This is a genomic window from Winogradskyella arenosi (genome assembly GCF_003337305.1).
Taxonomy (GTDB): Bacteria; Bacteroidota; Bacteroidia; order Flavobacteriales; family Flavobacteriaceae; genus Winogradskyella; species Winogradskyella arenosi.
In genome coordinates, this window is record NZ_QPJO01000002.1 from 724,459 (window position 1) to 737,639 (window position 13,181).

General features: G+C 35.3%; 10 protein-coding genes. 7 read left to right on the top strand and 3 right to left on the bottom strand.

Annotation, left to right across the window (positions count from 1 at the left end; translation table 11 throughout):
* The first annotated feature begins 64 nt into the window (after positions 1-64).
* A complete protein-coding gene (locus DFQ08_RS07875) occupies positions 65-1,102 on the top strand; it encodes a PLP-dependent cysteine synthase family protein (RefSeq protein WP_114309449.1) in 1,038 nt (345 codons plus the stop codon).
* Positions 1,103-1,377: 275 nt separating this feature from the next.
* Entirely contained in the window at positions 1,378-2,637 is a 1,260-nt protein-coding gene (locus tag DFQ08_RS07880) for an aminotransferase class I/II-fold pyridoxal phosphate-dependent enzyme (RefSeq protein ID WP_114309450.1), read from the top strand.
* A 99-nt stretch (positions 2,638-2,736) separates the two neighbouring features.
* Here DFQ08_RS07880 and DFQ08_RS07885 read toward each other — a convergent pair whose 3' ends face one another.
* Together DFQ08_RS07885 and DFQ08_RS07890 are read right to left on the bottom strand one after the other, a co-directional pair.
* The gene (locus DFQ08_RS07885; protein ID WP_114309451.1) at positions 2,737-3,855 is read right to left on the bottom strand and encodes a GNAT family N-acetyltransferase; all 1,119 of its coding nucleotides are present in this window, start codon (positions 3,853-3,855) and stop codon (positions 2,737-2,739) included.
* A gap of 19 nt (positions 3,856-3,874) precedes the next feature.
* Positions 3,875-4,843 (bottom strand): transporter, encoded by a 969-nt coding sequence (locus DFQ08_RS07890; protein WP_114309452.1) that lies wholly within the window; start codon positions 4,841-4,843, stop codon positions 3,875-3,877.
* A 103-nt stretch (positions 4,844-4,946) separates the two neighbouring features.
* Here DFQ08_RS07890 and DFQ08_RS07895 point away from each other — a divergent pair, with 103 nt between their 5' ends.
* The 4 genes from DFQ08_RS07895 to DFQ08_RS07910 all read left to right on the top strand — a co-directional run bounded on the left by DFQ08_RS07895 (position 4,947) and on the right by DFQ08_RS07910 (position 10,613).
* Positions 4,947-5,240: a DUF4834 family protein gene (locus tag DFQ08_RS07895; protein ID WP_114309453.1), complete on the top strand. Its 294-nt coding sequence runs from the start codon at positions 4,947-4,949 to the stop codon at positions 5,238-5,240.
* Between the two features lie 86 nt (positions 5,241-5,326).
* Positions 5,327-7,759: a YfhO family protein gene (locus tag DFQ08_RS07900; RefSeq protein ID WP_114309454.1), complete on the top strand. Its 2,433-nt coding sequence runs from the start codon at positions 5,327-5,329 to the stop codon at positions 7,757-7,759.
* A 54-nt stretch (positions 7,760-7,813) separates the two neighbouring features.
* Positions 7,814-9,103, top strand: a complete 1,290-nt coding sequence (locus tag DFQ08_RS07905; protein WP_114309455.1) for a glycosyltransferase — start codon at positions 7,814-7,816, stop codon at positions 9,101-9,103.
* 46 nt (positions 9,104-9,149) lie between these two features.
* Positions 9,150-10,613, top strand: coding sequence for an oligosaccharide flippase family protein (locus tag DFQ08_RS07910; RefSeq protein WP_114309456.1), 1,464 nt, complete (start codon positions 9,150-9,152; stop codon positions 10,611-10,613).
* Positions 10,614-10,722: 109 nt separating this feature from the next.
* Here the strand turns inward: DFQ08_RS07910 and DFQ08_RS07915 are convergent, their stop codons facing one another.
* Positions 10,723-11,862 (bottom strand): hypothetical protein, encoded by a 1,140-nt coding sequence (locus tag DFQ08_RS07915; protein ID WP_114309457.1) that lies wholly within the window; start codon positions 11,860-11,862, stop codon positions 10,723-10,725.
* A 191-nt stretch (positions 11,863-12,053) separates the two neighbouring features.
* On the opposite strand from DFQ08_RS07915, the gene DFQ08_RS07920 reads away from it, so the two are divergent.
* A complete protein-coding gene (locus DFQ08_RS07920; protein WP_114309458.1) occupies positions 12,054-13,130 on the top strand; it encodes a DUF3667 domain-containing protein in 1,077 nt (358 codons plus the stop codon).
* The last annotated feature ends 51 nt before the right edge of the window (positions 13,131-13,181 follow it).

Here is a 13,181-nt window from a genome sequence, read left to right on the forward strand (position 1 = left end):
AAAAATGTTACCTTTGCTCGGTTTTAGGTGTCTAATAAATAACGACTACTGAAAAAATTCATTTATGAACAAAAACAAAAATGTATTTGATAATGTGTTACAATTAATAGGTAGCACTCCTCTAATCAAATTAAATAGAATGACTGCCGCCTTTGACGGCGATTTTTATGCAAAAGTAGAAGCGTTTAATCCAGGTCATTCATCAAAAGACAGAATTGCATTACATATAATAGAAGAAGCAGAACGTCAAGGTATTTTGACTCCTGGTGATACCATCATAGAAACAACGTCTGGTAATACCGGTTTTAGTTTAGCAATGGTTAGTATTATAAAAGGTTATGAGTGTATTTTGGCTGTTAGCTCTAAGTCGTCTCCAGATAAAATAGACATGTTAAAATCTATGGGAGCTAAGGTTTATGTTTGTCCGGCACACGTTAAAGCAGACGATCCACGTTCTTATTACGAAGTTGCAAAACGTTTGCACGAAGAAAATAAAGGTTCAATTTATATCAATCAATATTTTAACCAATTAAATATTGATGCCCATTACAATACTACTGGTCCAGAAATTTGGGATCAGACCAATGGTGAAATTACGCACTTAGTGGCGTGTAGTGGAACAGGAGGAACCATCTCTGGAATTTCAAAGTATTTAAAAGAGCAAAATCCTAATGTAACAGTTATTGGTGTGGATGCTTATGGTTCTGTATTGCAAAAATATCATGAAACGCGTGAGTTTGATGATAAGGAAATTTATCCTTACCGAATTGAAGGTTTAGGTAAGAATTTAATTCCTACGGCAACTGACTTTGATGCTATAGATAAGTTTGTAAAAGTTACAGATGAAGAAAGTGCGCATACTGCAAGAGAAATTTCTAACACTGAAGGTCTTTTTGTAGGGTATACAAGTGGAGCAGCAATGCAAGCGATTAAGCAATTACAAGAAGAAGGTGAGTTTAAGCCTACAGATAAAATTGTCGTTATATTTCCAGATCATGGATCGCGTTATATGAGTAAAGTTTATAACGATAAGTGGATGGAGGATCAAGGCTTTTTTGATAGTAAATCTGAAGTGCAGGCGACTATTGAATATATAAAGTAAATTACGATTTATATTATTATAAAGAACCTACCATGGGAAACTGTGGTAGGTTTTATTTTGTTTAAAACTTGCTTTACAGTTAAATTAAAAAATATAAAACTAACAGGTTGTACGCTATTGTTCAAAACTTAGTTAATACTTAATTAAATAAATTATGCAGTCATAATATAATTAATTAATTTTGCGAGCACTAAATATATTAAATTAATTAAATATTAATGAGTGCTTACACGTGATGTTATGTGTAATGTGTTGATTAATAGCAAACTTAAAGCATGAAGGATTTATTTGCAAAGATTTATAAAGATAAAGGACCACTTGGAAAATGGGCAGCTCAGGCTGAAGGTTATTTTGTGTTTCCAAAGCTTGAAGGTGAAATCTCTAATAGAATGACATTTCAAGGGAAAGACGTAATCACCTGGAGTATTAATGATTACCTAGGTTTAGCAAATCATCCTGAAGTGAGGAAGGTAGACGGTGAAGCTGGTGTTAAGTATGGTTCTGCATATCCAATGGGAGCTAGAATGATGTCTGGTCATACAGATTTGCACGAACAATTACAAAATGAGTTAGCTGCTTTTGTTAATAAAGAGGCCGCTTACTTATTAAACTTTGGTTACCAAGGAATGGTATCTACTATTGATGCTTTAGTCGCTAAAGACGATATTATTGTTTATGATGTGGACGCTCATGCTTGTATTATTGACGGTGTACGTTTACATATGGGAAAACGTTTTACCTATAAACATAACGACGTACAAAGCTTAGAAAAGAACTTAGAGCGTGCTACTAAAATGGCTGAGCAAACTGGAGGTGGAATCTTGGTGATTTCTGAAGGTGTGTTTGGTATGCGTGGTGAGCAAGGTCGTCTTAAAGAGATTGTAGAGTTAAAGAAAAAATTTAACTTCAGATTATTTGTCGATGATGCACATGGTTTCGGTACTTTAGGTGCTACAGGTGCAGGTACAGGTGAGGAGCAAGGTGTTCAAGATGATATCGATGTATATTTTGCAACTTTTGCAAAATCAATGGCAAGTACAGGAGCGTTTATTGCGGCTGACCAAGAAATAATAGATTATTTAAAATATAACTTACGTTCGCAAATGTTCGCGAAGTCTTTACAAATGCAATTGGTTGTTGGGGCTTTAAAACGTTTAGATATGTTACGTAGCATGCCAGAACTTAAGCAGAATCTTTGGACTATTGTAAATGCGTTACAGTCAGGTTTGAAAGAGCGTGGTTTTGATATTGGAACAACGCAAAGTTGTGTGACTCCTGTTTATTTAAAAGGAAGTATTCCTGAAGCTATGGCTTTAGTGAGAGATTTACGTGAAAACTATGGTATTTTCTGTTCTATCGTGGTATATCCTGTAATTCCTAAAGGTTTAATTCTTTTAAGAATGATTCCTACAGCGACACATACTTTAGAAGATGTTAAAGAAACACTTGACGCATTCGATGCTATTAGAGAGCGTTTAGTTAACGGAACTTATAAAAGAATGTCTGCAGCCCTTATTGCTGCAATGGGAGAATAATTTCTCTGAATATAACAACTAAAAACGGCCAATACTTCTTAAAAGTATTGGCCGTTTTCTTAGGGCTTTATGAAACGTTTCTCTGCGCTTGTTTAGAAATTATAAGTCTTTTCTGAAGGTTTTACGTCTAACGTATACTTTAGGATTAAAATGCTTCCAGATTTGTTTAATGGCATGGTTGTCTTCTAATTCTGGCGTACGATAGCAGGTTTCAATGCCTTTCTCTCTAAAAGTCTCGTAATATTCATTAAAGATCACCGCATGAACACCTTTGTTCTGATAATCTGGATGAATACCTATAAGGTAGAAAATAACATCCTTACTGTGTTTTTTTGCTTTTAGAATATGGGTAAAACCAAAAGGGAATAATTTACCATTAGCTTTTTGTAATGCCGAAGCAAATCGAGGCATAACCACAGCAAATCCTACCAATTCATCTTGGTCATCCACTACAAATTTTATGTATTCCGGATTTACAAAACTGATAAATTTTTTCTTAAAATACTCCTTTTGTATATCTGTAATCTCCACAAAAGAAGACAGCGAAGCATAGCTCTCATTAAAGAGGTCAAACATTCTGTCGGCATAAGGCATAACCTCTTCGGTTTTAGTAAACTTAAGAGCCCTAAGCTTATAGCGTCGCTTTATTAATTCTTGTGCCTTTTTGAAATGTTCAGGTTTTACATTTTCAAATGGAAATTTACTTTCAGAATAGGCTTTTTCAATCGTAAATCCATGAGCATTATAATGATTAACGTAATACGGATGGTTATACCAAGTAATCATCGTTGATAAATGATCAAAACCTTCAGTCATTATACCAACCTTATCGAGGTTAGAAAACCCAACAGGGCCTTCCAAATATTCTAATTGATACGATTTCCCAATGGTAGCGACAGTCTCAAGTAATGCTTTACTGACGTCTAAATCGTCAATAAAATCAAACCATCCAAATCGCATTTTCTTGATGTCTTGTTTGTTCACCTCAAGCCAATTGGTAATGGCAGCAACACGACCTACAATTTCGCCTGCTTTATAAGCTAGGAAAAAACGAGCGTCAGCATCTTTAAAAATGGGATTTTTATCTTTATTAAAAGTTTCTAACTCTTGCTTTATAATGGGAGGGACCCAATATGGCGAGTTTTTATAGAGTTTAAAAGGGAATTTTACAAAGGCTTTTAATTCGCTTTGTGATTTAGCTTCTTTTATTGTTATCATTGGTTAAGCAAGGCTTATATTAAGACTGGAAATCGTCTATTTTCTTCTTTTTATTTTTGTTTTTTCGCTGTTTGCGTTTGCCTTCTTCTTTGGCAGAATTTCCGTTGTCGATCTTTTTATCTTTATGAAAATCTAAACGGTAAGAGGCTCCGAAAGCCACATTAAAAACAGTAGGGGTGTCTTTGGCGTTAAAGGCGATATTAGCATCAATTTGAAAATCTTTAGTCCACAAATAAGCGCCTCCAAATCTAAAAATATTATCTGCATAAAAGTCACTCTTTATCCCTTGTGCCTCACCAAATACAACCCATTGTGGGGTAAATGAATGGGTTAAGGTAAAGATGTATTGAAAATCAGAATACTCTGAGCCAATACGGTCTTTTATTAAATTCATAACAAACACCCAACCCCCGTTAAAATTGTTTTGGGTAGAGATCATTATTTTAGGACTCACACCTTCTACATCTGGTGCAGTGTAAGGGTTGTTTTCACTATCAAAATTAGCACCGGCATAAATGGCTACGGCTGGTATTAGAGATTTCCAACTAAATCTATTGTTGGCATGGTAGCTGTATAAATTCGGTTTTTCCTCTCCTGCATTTTTATAAGGATCGTAAATTAAGTATTTGGCGCCTATGGTTAAATTCTTAAAATTAGAACGCTTATTGTCCACAGGGGTAAAAGAACTGTTATTGGTTTTAGTGTCGTTTTGGTAAACTCCGTCAACGGCGAGTTCCAATTGTTCAAAAAACAAGCCATAACGTAAGGCAAAATCAAGTCCGAAACCTGATACCTCGTAATTAGATAAGGCGTGTTCTTCTTTTACGGTAAAAGCACCAGCTTCAAACTGAAGCACACCGGTTCCTACAGAAAAAGCACTTTCTGAAACTCCTGGTCGGTTAGAGTTGATCACTTCCGTGTATTGGGCGTTAGCGTTGGTAAAACTAATAAAGAATAGTAGGATGAAAATTGATTTGAGTAATCGCATTTTATTTTTGGTTTAAATTCAAATATAGATATTTTATACTTTTTTTAAGGAATAATAACGGATTATAAATGAGTATAATTGTATTTTTGATATTATTTTACTTATGATACAAGAAGCTTCGGCCATGGGATTACTGAGAACGCTATTAATTATTTTACTTGTTTATTTCGGGTTTAAGATATTAGCTCGTTTGTTTGCGCCACTATTACTGAAATTTGTGGCCAAAAAAGCAGAAGAAAAATTTGGAGGACAATTTGGCGGATTTCAAAATCAGAACCAACAGCAACAAGCGCAAAAGCGTAAAGAAGGCGAAACGGTTATTGATAAAATGCCTAACGAAAAGGGATCTTCTAACCCTGATGTTGGCGAATATATCGATTACGAAGAAATAGAGTAATCGCTAAAGTTGTACCCTTTGAAATCTTTTGTGAGGTTTCAAAATAAATACTTACTTTTCAGAATCAATCACTTTAAAGCATTTACATGTCATTTTCTATTAAACGTTTATTACCACATTTCCTAGTTTTAATAGGGTTTGTGGTTTTGTCATTAGCTTACTTTAGTCCTGTTTTACAAGGTAAGAAAATCAACCAAAGTGATATTATGCACTATATTGGTATGGCAGAACAACAAAAAGAGTTTGCTAAAACCACGGGAGAAGAAACATATTGGACTAATAGTGCTTTTGGCGGTATGCCCACCTATCAATTAGGAGCAAAGTATCCGCACAATTACATTAAAAAACTAGACTTAGCTCTGCGGTTTCTACCACGACCAGCAGACTATTTATTTCTATATTTTTTAGGATTTTATATGCTTTTGCTAGCGCTTAAAGTCGATTTTAAATTGGCAGCCTTAGGGGCATTAGCTTTTGGATTTTCTACCTATCTCATTATTATTCTAGGGGTTGGGCACAATGCTAAGGCGCATGCTATTGCGTATATGCCTATGGTTTTAGCAGGTATTATTCTCACGTTTAGAAGAAAATATATTTTAGGCTTTTTGCTGACTGCAGTCGCTTCAGGTTTACAGTTAGTAGCCAATCATCCACAAATGAGTTATTATTTATTACTCCTTATCCTGGTGTTAGGTTTAGCTTATTTGGCAGAGGCGTACAAGAAAAAAATCTTACCTCATTTTTTTAAATCTGTGGGGGTATTGACGGTTGCTGCTATACTTGCGGTTGGCCTTAATGCTACCAGTTTATTGGCAACGCAACAATATGCTAAGGAAAGTACAAGGGGCCCAAGTCCTTTAACCATTAATGCAGATGGTTCTGAAAAAGAAGTAACCTCTGGTTTAGACCGCGCTTATATTACGGAATATAGTTATGGGATTTTAGAAACTTTTAATCTATATATCCCTAAGTTTATGGGAGGCGGTAATTATGAAGATGTCGGAAAAGATTCTGAAACCTATGAAGCCTATATCCGTTTGGGCGCCTCGCCAATTGAAGCATTAGAGGCCTCAAGAAATGCACCGATGTATTGGGGCGATCAACCTATTGTAGAAGCACCTGCTTATGTAGGGGCCGTTATTATTTTTCTTTTCGTCTTAGGTTTATTTCTAGTCAAAGGACGTGTAAAATGGTGGTTAGTAGGAGGGACGGTCTTATCCTTGCTATTGTCGTACGGTAAGAATTTTGGCCTACTCACAGATCTATTTATTGATTATGTACCTTTCTATAATAAGTTTAGAGCGGTAAGTTCTATACAAGTCATTTTAGAATTGTGTATCCCAGCTTTAGGAATTATGGCCTTATCGCAAGTGTTTAAGGCGGGCTTAGAAAAGGAAGAAAAACTAAGAGCTTTAGCCTTTTCTGTTGGAATTACCGCAGGTTTGGCCGTGATCTTCTTAGTCTTTAAATCGGCTTTATTTGATTTTGAAGGCTTAAGAGATAAGGAATATATCAGTGCGTACGGACCAGCATTTATAGAGGCCATCATTGAAGATAGAAAAGCTTTAATGACCTCAGATACCATAAGAACATTGATTTTGGTGTTGTTATCCGCAGGAACAATCTTTATGTTCTTAAAGCAGAAATTATCAGAGCAACTGCTTGCCGTGGTTTTTGCAGTATTGATTCTTTTCGATTTAGTTAGTGTGGATCGACAATACGTAAATAATGATAATTTTGTTTCAGCCTTAAAAGTCGATAAACCTTATCGTGCTAATAATGCAGATAAAGAAATCTTAAAGGATAAAGGACATTATAGAGTGATGGATTTGTCTACAGAAGGACAACGTATGCCGGCAAAAGCAGCGTATTTTCATAATTCACTTCTGGGCTATAGTGCGGTGAAGTTGGGCCGTGTAAATGAGTTGTTAGATTTTTACGTCTATAAAAACAATATGAATGTTCTTAATATGCTTAATACAAAGTATATTATTGCTGAAGAACAAAACACTATTTTTCCTTATACCAATTCAGACGCTAATGGAAACGCTTGGTTTGTATCCAATCTAAAAAAAGTAGATAATGCGAATGAAGAACTGTTGGCTTTAGAAAATTTGAATACAAAAACCACAGCGGTTATTCAAAAGACAATGGCAAGCGATTTTAATTTAAAATCCAATTACGCCTTAGATTCTACAGCAACAATTGAACTAAAAGAATTTCAACCTAATTATTTAAAATACAACACTTCAAATTCGAATGATGGCTTAGCGGTGTTTTCAGAAATCTATTATAAAGAAGGATGGAATGCTTATCTCGATGGCGCATTAGTACCACACTTCCGTGTTAATTATGTCTTAAGAGCTTTAACGCTTCCTAAAGGCGAACACACTTTAGAATTTAAGTTTGAACCTCAGGTGGTTAAAACAGGAAGCTATATCGCCTTATCAAGTTCAATTATTTTAGTTGTTCTATTATTAGTGGGCTTATATTTCAAGTTCAACAATAAAACGAATTAAGGTAAATAGCTAAGCTTCTAAAATACAGAGATGCCGCTGTATATGGGAATCACTATGACGACAAAAAAAGCACTGATCATCACTTATTATTGGCCACCTGCAGGAGGGCCTGGAGTGCAACGTTGGTTAAAATTCGTAAAATATTTACCCGATTTTGGAGTAGAACCCATTGTATATTGTCCGGAAAATCCCAATTACCCGATTCAAGATCAAAGCTTAGTTAATGAAATCCCTGAAAGCGTTACAATCTTAAAACAAAGGATTAAGGAACCTTATGCTTTGGCGAGGTTGTTTTCAAAAGGGAGTACCACTAAGATAAGTTCTGGGGTGATCCCTAAAGCTAAAAAGCAGTCTCTTATAGAAAAAGGAATGCTTTATGTGCGGGGGAATTTCTTTATTCCAGATGCTCGTAAAAATTGGATTTCGCCATCGGTTTCATTTTTATCGGACTATATAAAAACGCATCATATAGATACTATTATCACCACGGGGCCTCCGCATAGCTTGCATATTATAGGTTTACAATTAAAAGCCGCTTTAGGCCTTAATTGGGTGGCCGATTTTAGAGATCCTTGGACCACTATTGGCTACCATAAAGCGTTAAAACTTACTGCGGCTTCTAAAGCAAAACATATAGACTTAGAACATAAGGTTCTAAATACGGCAGATCATATTATTGTGACTAGCACACATACTAAAAACGAATTTGCATTAAAAACAGAACAACCTATTACGGTTATAACTAATGGTTACGATGCCCATGAGGTGAAGGTTGAGCAGAAAGATATGCTATTCTCCTTATCGCATATTGGGTCCTTATTATCTGAACGTAACCCAACAGTTTTATGGGAGGTGCTTTCAGAATTGATAAACCAACAGCCCGACTTTGCTAAAGATTTTAAACTGCAGTTAATAGGGGTGGTTAGCGATGATGTGTTAGAGACCATTTATGGATATGGTTTGAAGGACTATGTTGATGTTGTGGGTTATGTGAGCCATGATGAGGCCATAAAGTTTCAAATGCAATCTCAATTGCTTTTGCTGATAGAAATAGATTCTGAAGATACAAAAGCAATTATTCCAGGGAAATTATTTGAATACCTCATTTCAAAAACTCCTATTTTAGCGCTAGGGCCTAAAGATGCCGATGTGGCGCATATAATCGCGAACACCCAAACGGGGACGTACTTTAGTTACGATCAGAAACAGGCGCTTAAAGCTCAATTATTAACGTATTTTGAAGCGTTTAATGCTAATACCCTTAAGGTTAATGCTCAAGGTTTAGAACCGTATAGCAGAAAAGCTCTAACCGAAAAGTTAAGTGCTATTATAAAAGATTGTTAATGGTCTAGGGTTGTCTTAGGGTTTAATTATTGTAATTTGCTACCCTATGGGAATTGTATTAAATCAGTCTTTTAAAAATACCATTACAACCTATTTAGGATTTGGAATTGGAGCCATAAATACCCTTTTTCTTTATACCAATTTTTTAACGGACCAGTATTATGGTTTAGTCGCCTTTTTATTATCAGCAGCAAATCTTATGATGCCTTTTATGGCTTTTGGGGTGCACAATGCCATTGTAAAGTTTTATGCCTCATTTAAAACCAAACATAGCATTAATAGTTTTCTAACCTTAATGTTGTTCTTACCCTTAATCTTTATCATACCGGCGGCTTTGGTAGGGTATGTTGCTTATGATGCTATCGTTCATGGGCTCAGCAATGAAAATGCGATTGTAAAACACTATGTGTGGCATATCTTTATTTTAGCGGTAGCCATGGCTTATTTTGAAATTTTCTTTGCTTGGACTAAAGTGCAAATGCAAACCGTTTTTGGTAATGTTATGAAAGAAATATTTCATCGCGTTTGTATCATGGGGTTACTATTTGCAGTCTATTTACAATGGCTTACGGTAGATCAATTTATCACGGCGCTTGTCTTCGTTTACGTTTTACGCATGATGATTATGAAATTGTATGCCTTCACGTTAAGGTTTCCAAAATTAAAATTTCAAAAGTTAAAGCATCAATCTTCGATATTAAAATACGCAGGACTCATGATTATTGCAGGGTCTATTGCCATGCTAATCTTGGATATTGATAAATTTATGATTGGCTTATTATTGCCACAAATAGAACAAGTCGCCTATTATAGTGTCGCAATTTTTATAGCTACAGTTATAGCGGTTCCACAACGCGCTATGCATCAAATAATGTTGCCATTAACGGCTAAATATCTTAGTGAAAAAGAGGATGTGGCTTTAAGAGATTTATACCAACGGAGTTCTATGACGCTTTTGGTGGTGAGTGGGTTTATTTTCCTCTTAATTATCGTAAACATCAATCAATTATACCAAATATTGCCTGATAAATTTACAGGAGGACTTTTTGTAGTGCTTATTGTTAGTTTAGCGAAACTCTACGATAATAGTTTAGGGAACAATAATGCTATTTTATTTAATAGTGATTATTACCGTATGGTTTTAATTTTCGGAGTTTTATTGGCAGTTATGGCTATTGTTTTAAACGCCCTTTTTATTCCCGTTTATGGTATTGAAGGCTCTGCATTTGCGACCTTTTTAGCCATTGCAATCTATAATACGATTAAGATTATTTTTGTAAAGCGGAAGTTTAATATGCTTCCCTATTCAATGGGCACTTTAAAAGTATTTTTGGCTATTATGAGCTTAGGCTTTTTGTTTTACTTCTGGGAATTTCCATTTCATCCCCTAATAAATATGGGACTTAAATCTGTAAGTCTTGGCGTTATTTATTTGATTTTAATTTTTAAGTTGAAGGTCTCCGAGGATATTTCAAATCAACTGATTAAATATTTAAAACTTAAAAACTAGCCTTTAGCCGAAGGACCTTTCGCCTTGAGTCTTAAAACGAGAAAGTCCCGCAAGGCGCTTTGAGGCAAACTCTCACGGGACATTCTACTAACCAACCAAAAAAACTTTTTTATCCTCTAGATCGACTTGTTCGAGATCGTGTTGAACTTTGGTTGCTCGTTCTACTTGAATTTGATCTCGTTTTTACTGACGATGATTTGGTTCTACTTGTGGTAACACTGCGTTGTTTAGCGCTTGGCGTTACTGATTTATTATATGTACGAGATTTTGTGCTACTTGGTTTTTTTACCGAAGTTCTCTGATTCATTTTATTAGACACAGTCCTGTTACTTCTCGTCACATTTTGTTTTACATTTCTTGAACTTACTTGGCGCGCTGTAGATCGATTTGACGTTCTATTAGGCGTTACCGTTCGGGTTGTTGTAGTCGTTCGTGTCGTTCTTGTTACAGGAGTACGTGTGGTCGTTGTTCTTGTAACGGCACTTCTAGATCGTGTAGCTCTTGTGTTAACAATCGCTCTATTATTACGTTGCACTTGCGTTCTTAGTGCACGTTCAGCACGGTTTCTAGGGGTTTGTACATAACGGGTATTTACCGTTGTACTTCTTCGGCCATTTCTATTAAAGTAACGGACATTGTTTGTGTAAGGTCTATAATAAATATGTCTTACTGGGGAATAATATTGTCTATAAGGTTTTACGTTAATAACACAATATTGTGCTGTGGGTATGCTGTAAAATCGGTGCCAAGGTCTATATACATAAGTTCTGTTGTAACTATTAATAAACCCATCATAACGGTAGAATACATTGTTTTTATAATAGACATATAAACCACCTAAACGGCTTATTCTTCCAAAGGTATTATACTGAATTACGATATTACCTATTTGATTTACACGACCGTAATAGTCATAATAAATTGGTGTGTTTTCAATCTGAATAATTGCACCGTAACTATCATACTGCACATAAGGATTATAATCGTAACCGGTATTAAAGCTTAAACTAAAACCAGGGGTATTGATACCAACGCTTACATCCGGACCATAATTAGGCAAATAGAAATCAAACTGCCCATCAGCGAAAACTGAAAATTCAATGCCTGCTTCTTCAAATATGAAAGAATTGCCATAGCCTCTAACGGTGCTCTGCGGAGAAGCTTCAAGGTCTGTGGTATTAGTATTGCTCGCGAATGCAGTACTGCCAAATGCGACAAAAGCTGCAAGTAGATATATAATTCGTTTCATAATTGATAAGTTTTAAAAATTAAACACATTGGGTTTAAAACAAACAGCGTGCCAAAAAATATAATCAACTAGTCGTTAGCAACTTATGTGTTTCTGTGTTGTGCTGTTTGTAACGCTTAGGTGCTGAATGCAACAAATAGCTAAGAATGATCTCATAAATTTGATTATTTTTAAACCATCAACGACCCATCATGAGCGATAAGTTAGAATCCTGTAAAAATTGCGAACGACCTTTAAATGACGATTTTAAATTTTGTCCTTATTGCGGTCAGAAGGTAAATGACGAACTCACACTAAGGGTTTTATTTTCTAATACCATAAATAACTACTTTTCAGTAGACGCCCGGTTTTTCAAAAGTTTTATTCCTTTAATGTTTAAACCTGGCTATTTGGCTAAAGCTTTTATTAGTGGAAAGCGTGCCATGTATCTGCATCCTGCTCAATTGTACTTTTTTATTACCATTGTCTTTTTTGCACTCTTATCATTCTCTGTAAATAGTCAGCGCGATGCGGTGAACCTAGAATTAAAAAAAACACTGTCTTCAAGTTCTAAAAAGAAGGGGCCTGCTATAACGGAAGAAGAAGGTACTTCTTTAAACTTAGAAGATTTAGAGCGTTTAAATACAATTTTGAAAGATTCTATCAATGCAAAAGCATTAGATAGCCTTACAGCTCGACAAGTGGATTCGATTTTTGTGGTGAAAGATCTCAATGATCCTGAAATAGAATGGAATTTTAATAAACCAGGACTAGATTCGCTTATTGATGCGAATGCTTCTGATGAGGAGATGTATAAATATATGGGCGCTAAAGAGGGCGATAACTGGTTTCAAAGACAGTTTTATTCCCAAGGCTTGAAATTTTATAAAATGAGAGATGGAGGTAATATCCTTAAAGCATTTTTTGATGCCATCCCGATTGCCTTATTCTTTTTACTGCCGATTTTCGCTTTACTATTAAAGATTTTATACTTCTACAGAGGGCCTTATTCGCATCACTTAGTCTTTAGTCTGTATTTTTTCTCTTTCTTATTTATGGTGTTTAGCCTGCTATATGGCTTAAATGTAATTTGGGAAATTTCTGGTGCCCTTAATTGGTTTATAGGACTTTCAACTTTTGTCTACCTACTTATCGCGTTAAAGAATTTCTATGGGCAAGGCTGGTTTTTAAGTTTCTTTAAGTCGGGGGTAATTGGATTTATTTTTACCACCATTGTGATTCCCACCACTGTGGTTTTAATAGGCCTTATGGCATTTTTGTTTTATTAATGGCTTTTGAATTGATCAAGTAAAACGTATCAAAAAATCCTCTATCTACAT

Coding starts and splice junctions, on each gene's coding strand:
- DFQ08_RS07875 (WP_114309449.1), top strand. CDS start 65: ATGAACAAAAACAAAAATGTATTTGATAATGTGTTACAATTAATAGGT.
- DFQ08_RS07880 (WP_114309450.1), top strand. CDS start 1,378: ATGAAGGATTTATTTGCAAAGATTTATAAAGATAAAGGACCACTTGGA.
- DFQ08_RS07885 (WP_114309451.1), bottom strand. CDS start 3,855: ATGATAACAATAAAAGAAGCTAAATCACAAAGCGAATTAAAAGCCTTT.
- DFQ08_RS07890 (WP_114309452.1), bottom strand. CDS start 4,843: ATGCGATTACTCAAATCAATTTTCATCCTACTATTCTTTATTAGTTTT.
- DFQ08_RS07895 (WP_114309453.1), top strand. CDS start 4,947: ATGATACAAGAAGCTTCGGCCATGGGATTACTGAGAACGCTATTAATT.
- DFQ08_RS07900 (WP_114309454.1), top strand. CDS start 5,327: ATGTCATTTTCTATTAAACGTTTATTACCACATTTCCTAGTTTTAATA.
- DFQ08_RS07905 (WP_114309455.1), top strand. CDS start 7,814: ATGACGACAAAAAAAGCACTGATCATCACTTATTATTGGCCACCTGCA.
- DFQ08_RS07910 (WP_114309456.1), top strand. CDS start 9,150: ATGGGAATTGTATTAAATCAGTCTTTTAAAAATACCATTACAACCTAT.
- DFQ08_RS07915 (WP_114309457.1), bottom strand. CDS start 11,862: ATGAAACGAATTATATATCTACTTGCAGCTTTTGTCGCATTTGGCAGT.
- DFQ08_RS07920 (WP_114309458.1), top strand. CDS start 12,054: ATGAGCGATAAGTTAGAATCCTGTAAAAATTGCGAACGACCTTTAAAT.